The following is a 15,475-nucleotide window of genomic DNA, read 5'->3' on the forward strand; positions in this document are numbered from 1 at the left end:
AAATGAAACTGCAAAAACCACTTAAAACAGTTAAAGTATGTATTCTATTATTAACTTGTTCATCTTTTTTGTTCGGTTGTGAGCATACAGTTAGAACAGAAGAAAATGTGATAGGACAAGTAGTAGATAGACAAATAGAAAAAGTGAAAATTGAAGGCGACTGCACTCAGATTCCGATTGGGGATACTGGTGTTTTTATGCCAATTTGTGATGATGATAAAGAAGAAGAGCATTTTAATGTAACAGTTCAAGCCCATGGAATTACTACAATTCTTAATGATAAATCAATGTTTGAGAGCAAAGAGAAAGAACTTCCTGTTATTTATATAAAAGAAGTAGGGGAAGAATCAAACAAAGTCTATGATGAGCGGTTAATATTACCTTATTAATGAAGAGAGCGAGTGTAAACTTGCTCTCTTTTATTTTGTTATTACAAATAAATACTCTGTTAAAAGATAAGTAATGTATATATATAAATTATAAGAAGATGAATTGTACTTTTGAACAGTTCAAAGAGCAGTGGATTAAATACTCACTGCTCTTTGAATATTTAATTGATATGACTTATACCTGAATTGGTACATCAATTTTAGCTCTTGCTACGCAAACCCCTTGTTTAACTATATAACATTCAACAAAGTGTTCACCGTTAAAAGATGTACATTCTTTAAGTGTTTCTGAATTGGTTTTAATAATTTGTCCTCTTACACAGTTTCTTTCTTTCGCTACATCCCCACGGTTTTTAACTTTCCAATACACATGATATGGTTTTGTAACGTAATTGTCTTTTATATAAAAATCCAATTGTTTGCTGATTGGTAAATGCAGACCTCTTTCTAACCAATCATTTAAAAAATAAGGTCGAAAACCATCCTGTGTAATGCGACAGTCTAAAGATAAGTGGTACTGAATATTTACAGGGAACATATATTCAATAAATTCCTCAGACTCGTTGTATAGTCTACTCTCTGTAGAAGCATAAGATTTGCTTACAGCCGAATTTGTTTCTTTTTCTTGTTCTAATTGTTTTTCCCAATATTCATGATTAAAGAACTCTTGCCATGCTTTAATTGCTTGTTCGGGTGTACAACCTTCCTCAAACAAAACTTCCAACTTTCCTAAATAAGTTGTTAATCTTCTTTCTAATCTGTCCAACCGAACATCATCTTTTTGAATTAATTTAAGGCTTTGCTCTTCATCAGTGGGGTTATTTACCTCTTTATCTATGGTCAATCTATCTCTTACTGCAACTAATGTATGATAAAACATTTCATCTATGCGTGTTTCAGCTTGAAAACATTCGTTGAGAAGTACGGATTGAACTAAACCACCAGGCATTTCCCATTTAGGTCTGGATTTACAAAACATTTTCAACAGTCTTGCTACAATACGAAGGTTATAATTCTTCTTTTTATTTTCATTATTAAACCACTTGGTAATACTTCTTGGGTCTCTTGGCCGCCATTCGCTTCCGCAATGTTCGTATTTATATTCACCATATTCGTCTTTATATCTTCGATAAATAGCAAAATCAATGTGATAGCCCTCTTCATAAACAATTCGTACACAGTTTGTTTTTGCTGTAGGTGGTTCTTTAAATTGTTTACATTTCTTTTTCAGTGCGGTTACTACCATATTCTTTGTTGCGGTTGTTCCTTCAGGTAAGTTGTCCTTATCAAAAATGATAGCAACATCAATATCGTAATCTTTACTTTCATTTTGCACAACTGTAGACATAGCTACGCTTCCCTGAACAACGGTATCTACAATTGAATAATTTGTTTTCTTTTCCTCGTTGTATTCTTTTAATCCATCTTTTAATCTATCAAGATTCGATGTTCTAAGCTTAAATAATCGATTTTTTTCTTTACCTTGTAACACAACATGTTTTTTGTAAAACGTCATAAGCTTGTTATTTAAGTCGTACATAAGCATCCTCCATTAAGCTTGAATGTATTTACCTTTCTCGTCACCGTTAAGAACAATGCCCCAAGGATATTTTTTTGGGGTATGCATATCAAAGAAGTAGCAGATAACTTGTGCCATTCTATAATTTTCAATTCTTTTTCCTATTTCTAATGCTAAACAACTTTGACTGGAACAAACCAAATGAACTTTTGTTGCTCCAATTTCTTCAATCGTATCCATGATAGTTTTTACATAATCTTTAAGTTGATTTGTATAGCGTATTTTATTATCATCTGGTGTATCTACTGCCAGTTTCACAACATCTACGCCTTCAAACTGAGTTAATTGAGCATCCTTAATTTCTTTTGTGACAGAAATAGATAATACCACTTCTATTGCATTTGGATTTAAATGATTCAAATCTGTTTTAACCTCTAAAGCAGAGTATCCATTACCTTCTTTTAACTCGTAGAATTTTTCAGTTTCTATTTTGTCGAACTCGAAATAATGGTCTATTTTTTCTCTTTGTAAATACGTTCCTGCTAATGCTACAAACGGGATAGGAGCGATACCTGTGTAACCTCTTTTAAACTCTTTACTTTCATCTTTAAAGGAAGTTATTTTTTCTTTCAGCATATTAGCGATATCTTTTGTAGTAGTAGGATTTATACCTTTTTTATAGGTTTGAATGAAATCAATTTCTCTTTCTTTGAATTCAAATGTTCCTAAACCTAAATCACGATTATGTCCTTCAATTCTTTTATCAAAATAACCGTTGATGTTTAAAATGAATATTCTATTTTTAATATATCTCCAGAAGTAAATTCCTGCTACGAATAATAGTGCACCGACAATAAGTTGAAGAACATTAGGTTCGGACATTTCTTTTGTAATAGCGATGGATTCTTTCGCTGTTTCGCTATTTTTTAAGATTGATAGGGTTTGGAGTGGTTTGTCCCAGGGAGAACCAAAAGCACTGACAACTAAAGAAAGACCCGTTGTAATTAACAAGGAGGATAAGCTTTGTTCTTTATTTTGGCTTGAAAACTGTTTGATTACAAACAAACCTCCAATACCAATAATAGCAATAACTAAAATGATAATAAAAATAGCCAATATTTTCACGCTCCTTAACCGTATTTGAATAGGAAATAAAAACCGTCATCTTCTTATCATAAGGAGAATTGACTATATTTTGCAATTGTTTAACCTCTAAAAATTAAAATAAAAGGATATAATATAGTTTTTTTTAATAGAAGACGAACTATGAAGGGAAATATGTATGCTGACAGAGATTTTATTGAATGAATGAAGTATTGGAATAGTATAATCATAGGAATATAAAAAAACAGGTATTTAAATAAATTTAATGTAAAAGGGGCTATTTAAAATGAATTTAGATGGAATGAAAGAATTAATTAAACAAAGTGCAATGAAAAGAAAACAAATGTTTACAGAATTGAAGGAACCTTGGGAAGTTGTTACGTTGTATTACGGAACAACAAGTAAAAAATTGAATGATATTTTACAACATGGAATTACTCCTCAAAATGGTGTACCTTCACATCCTGAGTTGGTTTATTTAACAACAAAATGGCATTATTGGTACGCTTTCCAGGAAAATAAAAAATCATTAATTGCAACTGTAGGAAAAGAACGATATGAATCAGAGTCTATTACTTCTCTTTGGAATGAAACAGGTGACTTTCCAATTTATATTTCTTTAGAAGTGCCAAAAGAAATATTGGTATTAGATGAAAATGTGGTTCATCAATTAGATATTAAAGAGAAAATTCAAAATGGCGATATTGAAAGCCCAGATGATATTTCGTTAGAGGATTGTTTAGAACATGGCATGGTAGCTTCGATTGATACGATTAAACCTTGGTATATAGATGAGGTTAACATTATTGGTAGTGAAGAATATAGGGATGATTTGTTAGATGGAGCATATGGAGAAGAAGCGAATCTTTGGTTTAAAGGATTTGGGATTGGCTCAATAACTGCTGATTCATTAAATTTATATGAGCAAGTAGCTTATGGTAATTTAGTGAAAGTTGTGGTGTTTTCTCCAATTATTGAAGATAATCCTAAAATAAAAAGTATTTATATTAAAGACGAGAAATTACAAATTGACTTTGATTGGAATTGGTTTAAGTGAATTAGCATAATAAATGCATAAATAAAAATAAAACTACCTAATTAATTTGATAATAGGTAGTTTTATTTTGTGTAATTATGATTAGAATGAAGAATATAGATGATGTAGTATAATGTTATAAACATAACAAAACAGGTATTTTTAAAAATGCGATATAAAAGGAGCTATTTATAATGAATTTAGAAGAAATGAAAGAACGAATCAAACAAAATGCGGTAAAAAAGAAACAGTCATTTACCGAAGTAGAAGAGCCCTGGGACACGATTACTCTATATCACGGAACGACAACTAAAAGATTAAATGAGATTTTAAAACATGGAATTACATCTCGAAATCAAAATGAAATAAATAATTTTACTCATGTGCCTTCAAATCCTGAGTTGGTGTATTTATCAATAAAATGGCATTATTGGTACGCTTTTCATGCGAACAAGGAGTCACTCATTAATCAAGTAGGGAAAGAACGTTACGAATCTGAATCTATCACTTCACTTTGGAACGAGACTGGAGATTTTCCAGTTTATATTGTTTGTGAAGTACCTAAAGAATTATTGGTACTGGATGAAGATGTAGTCTATCAGTGGGGGATTAAAACGAAAATTAAGAATGGAGAAATAGAAGGACCAGATGATATCTCAATAGAAGAATGCTTACAACAAGGAACAATCGCTTCACTTGATACGATTATTCCTTTATATATGAATGAGATTATTATTATTGGTAGTGAAGAATATAGAGAAGAACTATTAGGTGGGATGTATGGTGTAGAGGCAGGAAAATGGTTCCATGGATTTGGAATTGGTTCTCTTACTGCTGATTCATTAAGCGTACATGAAATCATGAAGTATAGTAAATTTCTTCATATACTGCCTGTTGAACCTATTCCAGAGCAAAATAAGTCTATTAAACGGATTTATATTGAAGAGGAAGAATTACAGGTTGAATTTGAATGATAGAGAATCTGAATTAGGTATCCTTTCACAAGGTTCTACGATATAATAAATATATATCTGTTCTATATTTTTTGTGGAGCATCCATCATTATTTGATGGGTGTTTTTTTATAAGCTCGAACCATTTTGGTCTATCTATATAGATGAAATATGGATAAAATGAAATTGTAGAGCTAACAACCTTTTATAAAAAGAATATTAATAGGGGTAAGTGTTATTAAATTTAGGTATCATCATACTCTAATTATATATGAACTTCATGTTATTAGAACATGTTTGCAAATTCGTCAAACAGAAGTTAATTACTTATAAAGAACTAATTGTTATTAAAAGTAGGGAGTCTTGTCTTTATCTATTATATAAAACTATATGTTATTAAAAGAACGGTTCTTTCTTAATTAATTTATATTGAACTATATGTTGTTAAAAGAATAATAAATTGAGGAGAAAGATTTGGATGAATATTAGGCAGTTAAAAGAAAAAGAAGTTACAATGAATGCTTTGAATGGATTTGCTAATCGGACTAAAAAAGCAATAAAGCATTTGAAAAAGGAAAATGCCCCAAATTTAGTTGTGGAGACTCTTGTAGACCAAATAGAGATTGCAAAGAGATTAGCAGGAGAATTAAAAAATGAAATCTCAGAAGACATCAAAGAAAGAGCACTCCAGAGAATTAATTACGGTGATATAACTGAAGTGAAGTTTGTTCCAGAAAATTAAAGTGTTTGAAAAATATAAAGAACTCAATGTTATTGAAACCTGCCATTTAAATGGAAGTAGTAGTTGGTAATTTATCGTTCGAACTATTTGTTATTAGCATTATAAGGACGCCTTTATTTAGCAAAAACTTATAAAAAACTATATGTTATCTATTATTTATTATGAACAATGGCTATTGTAGTCATTGTTTTTATTTTGTTTTTTATTCTCTTATGTATCCGATATAACTTGCTTATAATATATAGATTTAATGAAAAAGGAGTGATAATTTCACAATGTAAAAAAGTTATGTTTTTAAAAAGGATTTTTATTGTTCTGTATCAATTATATGTATGTAGTTGATTTGCTTTTTATTTTAAAGAGGTGATATTGTATGGTTACAGGAATTGGTATTTTTACAGGGTTATTTAAAGTTGGTAGTTTTATAGCAAAGTTTAAATGGATTGTTCCGATATGTTTCTTAGTATATTCATTGTATTTGAGTTGGTTTAAGACATCAGTTTATGAAGAATTAACTCATAATTTGCGAAAAACTTGGTATTTTTTATTGATTTTTGCGATGGGAATTCATTTTAATGCGGTAGGTTTTAATGCAAAAGATTGGCAGGACTATCTATTGTATGTTTCTATTTTTGTATTTGTAGATTTGGCAATTTTTCAAACACCACGAATATCAAAAATATGGGGAACCGAATTAACAGCCATTGAGAAAAATAATAAAGATTTAACGAAAACGATTGAGATGGGCAAAGCAAGAGACGCAAATTTCTCAGCAGTAATTAGAAGTATGAATCCTAATTACTTTAAGCAGGTGGATATGAATACTTCAGCTAAATACTTGAATTCTTTAGGTAGCATTATGAATTTGTATGCTAATTTATGCGATTATAAAATTGATGTTTATCAAAACAATAACCCGCAAGTATTGATGCAACAATTAACGACTCAATATGGAATAAAGATTTCACAAGAGCAGTATGATGAGTTGAATGTTGAAAAAGGGGTGTTGCAACCAGAGACGAATATGGTAATGGTAGCAACATCTATTGTCGAAAACATTGTAATCGTAGTAACAAGTCAAAAAAGTATAATGCTTGATAATGACATATCGAATGTATATGACCTTGCTATTATTCATAGTTGGTTAAAAAAATAACTATATGATAGAATAATGGTAAAGGAAGTGGAGGAGATATTATGAACAAAATGATGGTTATTGAAAACGAAAAACAAATAAGAGATTCAAAAACAGAAAATATTCCCTTCTTTTTAAGCAAGGACCCAAACTGTGAGGTTGTTCAAATCCCAACGGCTTTACATACTCAACAATTATTAACTGAAAATAAACGTTTGTTTAGCAAACTTAGAAGACGATAAAAGCATGGTTATTCCATGCTTTTTTCTTTAACATATTTTCGATTATCTAAATGAATAAAGGGAGCTGATTAAATATGGATTCACGGAAAGATTATCAATTCACTGAGAATGAATTCTTTTTCTTATCTAAAGTAAAACAGCATCCAGTGTTGTCACTTTTATTAAAAGAAAAACCACAAGTATTAATTCAAATACTTGAGAAATCTGTTCAGGAAGAGATATTTGATAAATTACCTGGGTTCAATTATCCTGATTATATTCAAAAAGAGAAATTGGAAGTAATGGATGTACCTATGGCTAAATACACAAGAGAATTAATAGAAAAACAAGAAAAGGCTATTGATAAGCTAAAAGATGGCAATAGATGAAAAATTAATTTATATATGATATAGAAGGTGATAGGATGGAGAAAAAGTTTAAAAGTAATCTTTTGAAGGAGAAGCCTGTGACGTATGCACCACACCTTAAAAATTCCCCTTCAAAAACGAAAGAATTAATTGATGAGATAAAAGTTGAAATATTAAAGATGAAAAACAAATAGCAAAGGGGCTTTTACATGAGAAAAGAGCCTCTGAAAATTTGGGGGCTCGAACCGTTTTGCTATATACAAATTTATTCTATTTCTGTAATCTAAAAGAAAGATGAAATTGTATAAAGCTAAATGTTATTATAAATGTCTAAGTAAATTTTATATTTAGAATGAACTTATTGTTATTAATACTATGTATAGAAACTGTTTACTTATCAATTTTCATCGTTTAAAAACAACTAATTGTTATTGAAATATGCACGAGAGCACACTCTGATATCTCTTATGAAGAACTTATTGTTATTAGGATGTTCGTGATTCAGTTCCGTATTCAAAATTATAAAACTTAATGTTATGAACATAACTTCTTGCTAAGAGCAAGGAGTTTTCTTTTTTTTATAACCCAAACCACAAAAGTCTATAATAAATAAATTTATAAAATAGGTATTCATTTGAATTTATTTAGGAGGATGTAACGTGGAAATGGTGTCATATATTAGTCTTATTTTTATTCTAATATGCAAAGTGTTCTTTGCAAGTAAATGTATCGTGCTTATTCATGAATTAGGTCATGCATTTTTTGTTTTCATTACAGGTAATCAAATCACTGCTATTCAAATAGGAGGAGAGAAAAAACTCTTTACTATCGGTAAACTGCAATTTCTTATAGGAGCAGGAGGACGTTGTTATTTTGAAATTGCAGATGCAAATAAAAGGAAGTATTTAATGAAAAACATTATCTCTATGGGTGGTGTTTTATTTACATTCATTTTGACAATCGTTTTAGTCGGAACAGATTCTTTTGATTTTTATCATTTTGCAAAAGGGATGATAAAAGGAGATATTACTTTTATAGAGTGTTTGGTAATGTTTGGTTTCTTAGATTTAAGAAACATCATACCGAAAACGTTTATAAATAACGAGGTTGTATATCAAACAGACGGGCATAAAGTCATACAAGACACAAAGTCTTACTTCAAACAGAGAAGGATTAGAAGACTACAAAAGAATATTATGAACTTAATAAAATGAAGAAGAACACGAAAAATCCCACTATGTTCTTCTTTTTTGTCCCATAAACAGTGAATTTCATGTGAAACAGAGCTATTTTAGCTACCTAAACATGCGAAATAGAGAGAGTCATGGAAAACAACGGGTGTTTTCATAAAATGAGGCCATCTTTTTTCACTTCAATATAGACGTAATTACTATAAGGGAAGACGAGCGAATTAGGTACACAGACCTTAACTGTGTATGTAATAGTCTTCTATTACTTATAGAAAACAGGAGGTGTAACGTATGTTGTATACATTAGTAGGGTTGATTTTAATTGCTTTGTGTCTGTGGGAATTGTTAAGAAGCTTCTAAGAGTATAGTGTTTTAGTAGAAGAACCAGTATCTATATAGGTATTGGTTCTTTGCTATGTAATTGTCTATAAATCTATTAGAGTAAGAAAAAAGACACCTTATAAAGTGTCTTTCCCCTGTATATCAATAATTACTGCATGTGTTTTGTTAAATGACCAGAATATTTAACTTTCCACCAATCATCGTGTTTACCCCAATGCTCAACAGACTCCTTGTATATTTTCCCAGAATAGCCATCTTTCGTTACAGAGAACACTTTAGGTATATCAGCGGCCATTATATACTCTTTCTTTGTGTAGTATCTATATTCAGTGTGTAGTCTTTGGGGAGCTAAAGTAGATATTGTAGACTCAAACTGAATTTGTGAGTTTAATTGAGGTAAAAGTGGTGATGTAGTAACCTCTTCTGCACTGGAAACGCTCGCAATACCAAAAGACAATCCTAACGTTGAAGCAACAGCGATAATCTTTTTAAACATTGTAAAATAATACCTCCTTTGGGATATGTTGATGTACCCTCAGGTTAACATCGGCTGTCATATTGGTAAATTGATAAAATATTTACAAAATATTCCTAATATTAACTCTTTTTATTATCGTTATGATGATTAGGCAAAATGAGTATCATTGTGTAAAAGAATGAATTGAGATGATTATGTTCATAATGAGAAAAATGTTGATTGAATGAGGTGTCTTTATGAGTGCAGAAGAAATGAAAGAAAACTTACAACCGTATGTGATTGAAAATATGAGAAGGATTGCCTTTTTAAAGAAGCAATTAAAAGCAAATAAAGAAAATAAACCTGAAGCAAAAAGGATAAGAATGATGATAGAAGCAGAAGTAGAGCGATTAGAGTGTAAGGATTTCTTGGTTCGTTTAAGTTATGCCATGGAAGAAGCATCGAAGGAAATGGACGGATAATTTTTAGGGGGTCGAACCGTTTATCTATATGCAAGGAGTTATTGTGGGTGTAAAATGATAAATATCAAGATGGTAAATGGCAGTTAATGAAAACTTTTTGTTATTATAAGCAAGGAACTGGCAGTATTCTTGAAGTTTGTATAAGGAACTAAATGTTATTAAAAAATGAAAAGTACAATAGTAACCATATCAGCAAATAAACAATTATATAGAACTATATGTTATTGAAATAACGTTTTTCGTATCGTATGAGTACATTTTAAAGTTAAAACTTATTGTTATTAGAATTAACAACAAATGAGACGATGCCCAATGTACAAAGAACTTACTGTTATTAAAAAGTTAAAGCATAAACGAAAGAGTTAGCCATCTTATTAGTTGTAGAACTATATGTTATTGGAATCTTATTCCTTCATCTCTTAAGATAAATTATGAATAAACTGAGTGTTATTAAAACGTTAAAGAGTAAACGATGGAATTAGTAATGGTACTAATAGATTAACTAATTGTTATTAAGATATACTGAAACCACCCGAAAAATATATAGAACTAAGTGTTATTAGAATTCTGCATCCAAGGGCATGAATATTCTATTAAATTAAACTAATTGTTATTGAAATACGTCTCTTTTTATGCGTATGACATTTGAAGTTGAACTATATGTTATAAAAAAGAATGAGCAGAGTGAATTCTCTGCTCATTTTAATTCTGCCATTAATTCATTTATATCCATCCCTAACTTATCTGCAAGTTGCTCCAGTTTAGATAATTGAATGGAATCATTACTTGTCTTTTTTTTCGTGTATTCATAATCAAACTGCTTCATGGATTCGGAGACACGTTCTTGAGAAGGGTCCGCATAAAACCTTCGAGTTGTTTCCGCAGAGCCGTGTCCGAGTACCTGTGCAGTCAAATACATATCCTGATAAGTATTGTAATGATTTGTTCCAAATGTACGTCTAAAAACATGGGGTGTTATCTTTATATCTAAACCACTACGAACTCTATATTTCTCCAACATTAAACGAACTGTTCTTTCATTCATCCGTTTTTTATGAAGGGAAACAAATAGGGCCTTTGCATCTTCTTTTTTTACATCGGTTAATTTCTTTCTCTCCACAAGATAATCTGTTAAATCATCAAGAATCCTTCCTGGCATCGGGATAGCTTGTTCATCTCCACCCTTTCGAATGACAACAAGCATCTGCTTTTCTATATATACATCATCTATATCCAACTGAACCAATTCGGATACTCGAATACCTGTGTAAGCCATAGTTAATACCATAATGTAATCTCTAAATTTAACCTTTTTATGAAAATTTTCTTTTCTTGAGTTTTCGATATGTACATCTTCTACAATTGTTTTGAAGAATCGTTCAATATCTCCAGGACTTAATCTATTTTTAATTTTCGCTTTGGTAGGTACTTTCATTTCTATACCTGCTGTTACATCTTTGGATAATCGCTTTTGCTTAAATAAATACCCAAAAAACTTATGTAAAGTAGCAAGTTTTCTTGATTTCCCACTGGATGTATTCGTGAATTCTTGTGTGGTTTCTTTACCTTTTGAAGTGAAAAAGGTTTTTGAATAATGTGTTAAGTAATCCATAAAATCAATAATATCTCTATCTCGTAAAGAATCTAAATCTACTGTTGTAATATCCCTGGTATGGCTTGCTGAAACTTTGTTATCGAGCAGAAGAAAATCAAAAAATAGATTCAGGTCTTTAGCATATTCGATACGAGTGTTTAATTCTTTTGATGTTTCTAATGAATAAATGAAGTCCACTGCACAGTCAGGAAGAGAGAGGAGCTTTTTTCGTAATTTCTCTTGACGTTTAATTTCAATATCCTTCTTCATGTTTAAACCTCCTCAGGTTATAGAATGCTTCTATTTGAAACAAAACCTTTTTTTAGAATTGTAAGTCCATAAAAAATCTCTTTTCGTATTACGAAATAGTAGGGAAGAGAATCTTTTAATATCGAGTGAATAAAAATACTTAATAAATGCATTTTCTTACAGAATGTTCGGGGTTTATATTTTTAAAAGTGAATAAAAATAAATAACACCGAAGTTGATAGAAGGGAGGAGACCTCCAAAATTCACGCCATATTAAAAAGATGACGACTCTATTTTTCTATCTCATAAAAAGATTCAAAAATAGGGAGGGCTTAATTCATACATTTCTCATGTGTAACATTTATCGTTATGTTCATAACTTTTAAAAGTTAAACATCTGAGAAAATTCTTTCCCAACACTAATATACAATAGAAGTGTGGAAAAAACAAGAACTAATGTTCGATTTATTCCGAAAAATACTATTTTCGACATATTTTTACAATAGTTGATAATAAAAATAGAGACTCCTTTAGAATCTCTATGAAATTATTTGTGTAGATGCTCGTAGAGGAAGTAGTGTATCCATTTACGTTTTAAATGAGGTTACATATACGATTAAAAAGGGTTGTCTTATTCAATCGGTTGCAATTGAACCCAATGGTCCCATGAATAGTGTTGTACATGTTTGTAAGGTGCTGTATGTACTGGAAGGATAGATAGCTTTTGAATAGAGTGATTGGGGAAAAATTGAGCTAATGTTAAATCTACATAAAATTCCTCTCCGATAAGAATCCAAGTGTGATGTTGTTGAGATACATACCCTTCACAAATGCGAATAGTATTAAGTGCAGATTCTTTATTTTCAATTGCCGATGCTAATTTATATAAGATATACATTGTTGCTTGTCTGCAAGCTAAATGAGTTGCTTCTGCATAGGGGACGGATGTACTTCTCTGACACTGTGTAAGAAATTCATCTATATCTATTACAGAGAGTATTTGTGTGTATATAGGGTTTTGCCTGATTTGAACATCATGAATGTAAATAAATTCGTTTAGAAAATCCATTTGTATCTCCTTTAAAAAGAGGTTTTATATGTAAGTATTCCCAAGTTAAAAAAAATAAATTCTATCTGTTCAGAAATATAATTCCTAATATTCCCAAAATACAGATAAATATTTCTACAGTTGTAATATATTAACATTAAAGTAAATTATGTTACAGTTGATATGTAAGTTATAAAACTATCAAGGGGGAATTAGTATGTTTAAGAAATTAGTAGTTGGAACATTAGCAACTGGTATCGTATTAACGGGAGGAATTGGTTCTGCATCGGCAAGTACAGAAGGTGTAGAGAATACAAAACAAGTGGCACCAATTGCACAAAAAATTAAATTAGAAACAAACTACTCATCAACTAACAATCAGTATGGTTTCACTTATACTTGGGACTCAAATCGCCAAGTTTATAAAACTTATGATTTCTATAGACATGATGGTGTGTTTGCGAGCTATTTTGAGAGCGAAGGAATCAAATGGTACTTCAAAGGGAAAGTTAGAGACTTACCAGGTGGCGGTGCATTAGGTCATTATGAAGGTAAAAAATAAAGTTTGATAAAAAAGACACTCAATTGAGTGTCTTTTCGTGACTTGAACCACTTTTAATAATATAAATTTCATTTTAGTCTATATATGAAGATTTTAAACTTCATTACCTTCAGAAATAAGTTTTACATATAACTCTTTCCAAAGTGATAGTAATTTGTCATCATCCATATCTGAGGGTAACTCAATTCGATAACCTTTTTGTAAATAGCAATCGACATTATCATGAAAATTAAGTTTTAATTTTGTAGCAACTGATTGAACACGTTTTTTTCTTTCTATATCTTCAGTTTCCTTGAACACCAGAACAGGAGCAAAACTAAACTTAGCATGAGTATGTTCTGATTTTATTCCTGAACAAGAAGATAATGTTTGAAATCCTTTTTGATTTAAAGATTGAACGATAGGGGCAATGCTTTTATCTATTAGTCCAATGCCATCTACATGTACTGCATCTCCACCTTGATATAAACCTAATAGTAAATCAATAAAATCCTCATCTGTATTCGGTGGAGCTTGATTCTTTAGTTCTTTGGCATATTCTTTTACTTGTTCCATAGACTCAAATATATCTTTATTGGCCATAATCAAACTCCTTTCTATGAAATAGATAAAAAACTAAGTGCGTTTATAATTGATTTCGGAAAGCTTCATTCTTTGTTATAACTTTTATATCTATTATTTCTCCAATTAATGATTCGATTTTATCGTCTATTTTATTAGCAGAAATAACTTTTACTGTAATAGGGTTCGTATTCTCATCTGTTTGTATATCCCAAATTATCCCTGGAGCAGAGTACATCTCAGCAGTTAATTTCATAATACCTACCGCAAGTTTATCAGGATTTTCAAATCCAGAAATAGTGTATTCAATTCCCTCAACATTTTTCACTATTTGATTCACCTCATAACTTTTTACTTAACACGATTTCTCATAAAATCATATCACATCTCATAAATTATGTGGTAATGCTATTTAATAGGGCGTTTGCTTCGTATTACCTGGTTTATCTGTCGGATGCATGTAACCTTGTTTAAGGTCAGGAATCACTTCATATAAGTCTTCTGCATCGTTTAGTAGTTCTTCAATTTTAGGGATTTGCAATTCTCTCATTCTTGAATAAAAATCTTTATCTATCTGAACAAAAGAGTAATAGCCTCTATTATCTTTAATTCTATATAATACGTTGTAAACTTTAAAAGCACGATTTCTATCTTCAGCATCAGGATAAGGGATGATATCTTTAATTGATTCCTCAATTTCCTCCACACGCGTCTTCATTTCTTGTAAGCGATTAGGTTCCCAATGACTTAAGTCATTTTCCTTTGGGTCTAAAACGCTATTTGTATCCATATGGAAAGGGCTATTTTTATCATTTTCTTCACAGGTTTCACAATGGAAGCTTACAATATGAACGTCCTTAATAGCGTAGTCTTTCCAAATTCTTCGATAAATCTCTTGAATAACTGCTTGTGGAAGAACTTCCTGTGTACTGCATTCTACAGAATAACCGTGGTTTTCACCGATTCTTTTTGCTGTTTTACCAATAAATGATTCCCAGGTTACCAGTAGAGTGTTTAATTCTTTTTCATTGCATTCCATAGTAGAACTACCTCATTTCTATGTATCTTATAGTTTCTTTAGTAATTTCATTAATTTCTCTTTTAATAATTCAGTGGAAGCAGAACTATCATCATACCAACCATTTACATCGCCTTCATCATAAATCTCATACTGTTTTAAATCATTCGTATCTACAATGTGATAGAAATCAAATTTCTGAATCCATTCGTTCATTTTTACTTCGAATTCTTTTATGGTACTAAATGCAAATAAAAAATCATTGAACCCACCAGAAGGGAAGCTTTTATTAAACGCAAATAGCATAAAACGTTTTTGTTCCATGTTTCTTAACTCCTTATTTTTTCAAGATTGAATTATTTCTTTTTGCTTTACAGGATTTACAGAACTTACACAGACGAGTTTTTGATTCCTTATCCGTATAATTGCCTTTACATATTGCACAAATCTTCATATCTGCACCTCATTAGATAAAGAAAGAGACATTTGTATTGAGAATCAACCGA

At 30.6% G+C, this 15,475-nt stretch carries 20 protein-coding genes; 11 read left to right on the top strand and 9 right to left on the bottom strand.

What is annotated here, in order from left to right:
* The first annotated feature begins 2 nt into the window (after positions 1-2).
* Positions 3-389: a hypothetical protein gene (locus CQ064_RS09080; protein WP_000775916.1), complete on the top strand. Its 387-nt coding sequence runs from the start codon at positions 3-5 to the stop codon at positions 387-389.
* 175 nt (positions 390-564) lie between these two features.
* Here CQ064_RS09080 and CQ064_RS09085 read toward each other — a convergent pair whose 3' ends face one another.
* Both CQ064_RS09085 and CQ064_RS09090 read right to left on the bottom strand, forming a co-directional pair.
* A complete protein-coding gene (locus CQ064_RS09085) occupies positions 565-1,929 on the bottom strand; it encodes a nucleotide-binding domain-containing protein (RefSeq protein WP_000272156.1) in 1,365 nt (454 codons plus the stop codon).
* Between the two features lie 12 nt (positions 1,930-1,941).
* Positions 1,942-3,033 carry an SAVED domain-containing protein gene (locus CQ064_RS09090; RefSeq protein WP_003273106.1) on the bottom strand — a complete coding sequence of 364 codons (1,092 nt, stop codon included), beginning with the start codon at positions 3,031-3,033 and terminating at the stop codon, positions 1,942-1,944.
* Positions 3,034-3,298: 265 nt separating this feature from the next.
* Between CQ064_RS09090 and CQ064_RS09095 the strand changes: the two genes are divergently transcribed.
* The 8 genes from CQ064_RS09095 (at position 3,299) to CQ064_RS09125 (ending at position 8,680) form a co-directional block, all read left to right on the top strand.
* Positions 3,299-4,069, top strand: a complete 771-nt coding sequence (locus tag CQ064_RS09095) for a hypothetical protein (protein WP_001046937.1) — start codon at positions 3,299-3,301, stop codon at positions 4,067-4,069.
* 173 nt (positions 4,070-4,242) lie between these two features.
* On the top strand, positions 4,243-5,022 hold the full coding sequence (locus CQ064_RS09100; RefSeq protein WP_001047224.1) for a hypothetical protein: 780 nt from the start codon (positions 4,243-4,245) through the stop codon (positions 5,020-5,022).
* A gap of 456 nt (positions 5,023-5,478) precedes the next feature.
* Positions 5,479-5,742 carry a hypothetical protein gene (locus tag CQ064_RS09105; protein WP_001026376.1) on the top strand — a complete coding sequence of 88 codons (264 nt, stop codon included), beginning with the start codon at positions 5,479-5,481 and terminating at the stop codon, positions 5,740-5,742.
* 373 nt (positions 5,743-6,115) lie between these two features.
* Positions 6,116-6,898: a type II toxin-antitoxin system SpoIISA family toxin gene (locus CQ064_RS09110; protein WP_000256069.1), complete on the top strand. Its 783-nt coding sequence runs from the start codon at positions 6,116-6,118 to the stop codon at positions 6,896-6,898.
* Between the two features lie 41 nt (positions 6,899-6,939).
* Entirely contained in the window at positions 6,940-7,119 is a 180-nt protein-coding gene (locus CQ064_RS09115) for a hypothetical protein (RefSeq protein WP_001038517.1), read from the top strand.
* A gap of 74 nt (positions 7,120-7,193) precedes the next feature.
* Positions 7,194-7,487 carry a hypothetical protein gene (locus tag CQ064_RS09120; RefSeq protein WP_000378335.1) on the top strand — a complete coding sequence of 98 codons (294 nt, stop codon included), beginning with the start codon at positions 7,194-7,196 and terminating at the stop codon, positions 7,485-7,487.
* A gap of 35 nt (positions 7,488-7,522) precedes the next feature.
* Positions 7,523-7,660: a hypothetical protein gene (locus tag CQ064_RS33475; protein WP_000412112.1), complete on the top strand. Its 138-nt coding sequence runs from the start codon at positions 7,523-7,525 to the stop codon at positions 7,658-7,660.
* Between the two features lie 471 nt (positions 7,661-8,131).
* Positions 8,132-8,680 carry a hypothetical protein gene (locus CQ064_RS09125; RefSeq protein ID WP_241199321.1) on the top strand — a complete coding sequence of 183 codons (549 nt, stop codon included), beginning with the start codon at positions 8,132-8,134 and terminating at the stop codon, positions 8,678-8,680.
* A 466-nt stretch (positions 8,681-9,146) separates the two neighbouring features.
* Here CQ064_RS09125 and CQ064_RS09130 read toward each other — a convergent pair whose 3' ends face one another.
* The gene (locus CQ064_RS09130) at positions 9,147-9,494 is read right to left on the bottom strand and encodes a hypothetical protein (protein ID WP_000473367.1); all 348 of its coding nucleotides are present in this window, start codon (positions 9,492-9,494) and stop codon (positions 9,147-9,149) included.
* Positions 9,495-9,712: 218 nt separating this feature from the next.
* Here CQ064_RS09130 and CQ064_RS09135 point away from each other — a divergent pair, with 218 nt between their 5' ends.
* The gene (locus tag CQ064_RS09135) at positions 9,713-9,937 is read left to right on the top strand and encodes a hypothetical protein (protein WP_001271662.1); all 225 of its coding nucleotides are present in this window, start codon (positions 9,713-9,715) and stop codon (positions 9,935-9,937) included.
* A 697-nt stretch (positions 9,938-10,634) separates the two neighbouring features.
* Here the strand turns inward: CQ064_RS09135 and CQ064_RS09140 are convergent.
* Positions 10,635-11,801 carry a tyrosine-type recombinase/integrase gene (locus CQ064_RS09140; protein ID WP_000710755.1) on the bottom strand — a complete coding sequence of 389 codons (1,167 nt, stop codon included), beginning with the start codon at positions 11,799-11,801 and terminating at the stop codon, positions 10,635-10,637.
* A 610-nt stretch (positions 11,802-12,411) separates the two neighbouring features.
* Positions 12,412-12,849: a hypothetical protein gene (locus tag CQ064_RS09145; RefSeq protein WP_000346904.1), complete on the bottom strand. Its 438-nt coding sequence runs from the start codon at positions 12,847-12,849 to the stop codon at positions 12,412-12,414.
* Positions 12,850-13,045: 196 nt separating this feature from the next.
* Between CQ064_RS09145 and CQ064_RS09150 the strand changes: the two genes are divergently transcribed.
* Positions 13,046-13,390 carry an LCI fold-containing protein gene (locus CQ064_RS09150; protein WP_000473851.1) on the top strand — a complete coding sequence of 115 codons (345 nt, stop codon included), beginning with the start codon at positions 13,046-13,048 and terminating at the stop codon, positions 13,388-13,390.
* A gap of 93 nt (positions 13,391-13,483) precedes the next feature.
* Here CQ064_RS09150 and CQ064_RS09155 read toward each other — a convergent pair whose 3' ends face one another.
* From CQ064_RS09155 to CQ064_RS09170, 4 genes are all read right to left on the bottom strand, one after another.
* Positions 13,484-13,972: a hypothetical protein gene (locus tag CQ064_RS09155; protein ID WP_001284364.1), complete on the bottom strand. Its 489-nt coding sequence runs from the start codon at positions 13,970-13,972 to the stop codon at positions 13,484-13,486.
* Between the two features lie 43 nt (positions 13,973-14,015).
* Positions 14,016-14,279 carry a hypothetical protein gene (locus CQ064_RS09160; protein ID WP_000799858.1) on the bottom strand — a complete coding sequence of 88 codons (264 nt, stop codon included), beginning with the start codon at positions 14,277-14,279 and terminating at the stop codon, positions 14,016-14,018.
* An 84-nt stretch (positions 14,280-14,363) separates the two neighbouring features.
* Positions 14,364-14,990: a hypothetical protein gene (locus CQ064_RS09165; protein ID WP_000389016.1), complete on the bottom strand. Its 627-nt coding sequence runs from the start codon at positions 14,988-14,990 to the stop codon at positions 14,364-14,366.
* A gap of 27 nt (positions 14,991-15,017) precedes the next feature.
* Positions 15,018-15,293, bottom strand: a complete 276-nt coding sequence (locus tag CQ064_RS09170) for a hypothetical protein (protein WP_000436058.1) — start codon at positions 15,291-15,293, stop codon at positions 15,018-15,020.
* Positions 15,294-15,475: the final 182 nt, after the last annotated feature.

The sequence above is a fragment of the Bacillus sp. MYb78 genome (assembly GCF_002975115.1).
GTDB lineage: Bacteria > Bacillota > Bacilli > Bacillales > Bacillaceae_G > Bacillus_A > Bacillus_A cereus.

What these genes read in the sequence shown, in the direction of transcription:
- CQ064_RS09080 (WP_000775916.1), top strand. Translation starts at nt 3, where the DNA reads ATGAAACTGCAAAAACCACTTAAAACAGTTAAAGTATGTATTCTATTA.
- CQ064_RS09085 (WP_000272156.1), bottom strand. Translation starts at nt 1,929, where the DNA reads ATGTACGACTTAAATAACAAGCTTATGACGTTTTACAAAAAACATGTT.
- CQ064_RS09095 (WP_001046937.1), top strand. Translation starts at nt 3,299, where the DNA reads ATGAATTTAGATGGAATGAAAGAATTAATTAAACAAAGTGCAATGAAA.
- CQ064_RS09100 (WP_001047224.1), top strand. Translation starts at nt 4,243, where the DNA reads ATGAATTTAGAAGAAATGAAAGAACGAATCAAACAAAATGCGGTAAAA.
- CQ064_RS09105 (WP_001026376.1), top strand. Translation starts at nt 5,479, where the DNA reads ATGAATATTAGGCAGTTAAAAGAAAAAGAAGTTACAATGAATGCTTTG.
- CQ064_RS09110 (WP_000256069.1), top strand. Translation starts at nt 6,116, where the DNA reads ATGGTTACAGGAATTGGTATTTTTACAGGGTTATTTAAAGTTGGTAGT.
- CQ064_RS09115 (WP_001038517.1), top strand. Translation starts at nt 6,940, where the DNA reads ATGAACAAAATGATGGTTATTGAAAACGAAAAACAAATAAGAGATTCA.
- CQ064_RS09120 (WP_000378335.1), top strand. Translation starts at nt 7,194, where the DNA reads ATGGATTCACGGAAAGATTATCAATTCACTGAGAATGAATTCTTTTTC.
- CQ064_RS33475 (WP_000412112.1), top strand. Translation starts at nt 7,523, where the DNA reads ATGGAGAAAAAGTTTAAAAGTAATCTTTTGAAGGAGAAGCCTGTGACG.
- CQ064_RS09125 (WP_241199321.1), top strand. Translation starts at nt 8,132, where the DNA reads ATGGTGTCATATATTAGTCTTATTTTTATTCTAATATGCAAAGTGTTC.
- CQ064_RS09130 (WP_000473367.1), bottom strand. Translation starts at nt 9,494, where the DNA reads ATGTTTAAAAAGATTATCGCTGTTGCTTCAACGTTAGGATTGTCTTTT.
- CQ064_RS09135 (WP_001271662.1), top strand. Translation starts at nt 9,713, where the DNA reads ATGAGTGCAGAAGAAATGAAAGAAAACTTACAACCGTATGTGATTGAA.
- CQ064_RS09140 (WP_000710755.1), bottom strand. Translation starts at nt 11,801, where the DNA reads ATGAAGAAGGATATTGAAATTAAACGTCAAGAGAAATTACGAAAAAAG.
- CQ064_RS09145 (WP_000346904.1), bottom strand. Translation starts at nt 12,849, where the DNA reads ATGGATTTTCTAAACGAATTTATTTACATTCATGATGTTCAAATCAGG.
- CQ064_RS09150 (WP_000473851.1), top strand. Translation starts at nt 13,046, where the DNA reads ATGTTTAAGAAATTAGTAGTTGGAACATTAGCAACTGGTATCGTATTA.
- CQ064_RS09155 (WP_001284364.1), bottom strand. Translation starts at nt 13,972, where the DNA reads ATGGCCAATAAAGATATATTTGAGTCTATGGAACAAGTAAAAGAATAT.
- CQ064_RS09165 (WP_000389016.1), bottom strand. Translation starts at nt 14,990, where the DNA reads ATGGAATGCAATGAAAAAGAATTAAACACTCTACTGGTAACCTGGGAA.
- CQ064_RS09170 (WP_000436058.1), bottom strand. Translation starts at nt 15,293, where the DNA reads ATGGAACAAAAACGTTTTATGCTATTTGCGTTTAATAAAAGCTTCCCT.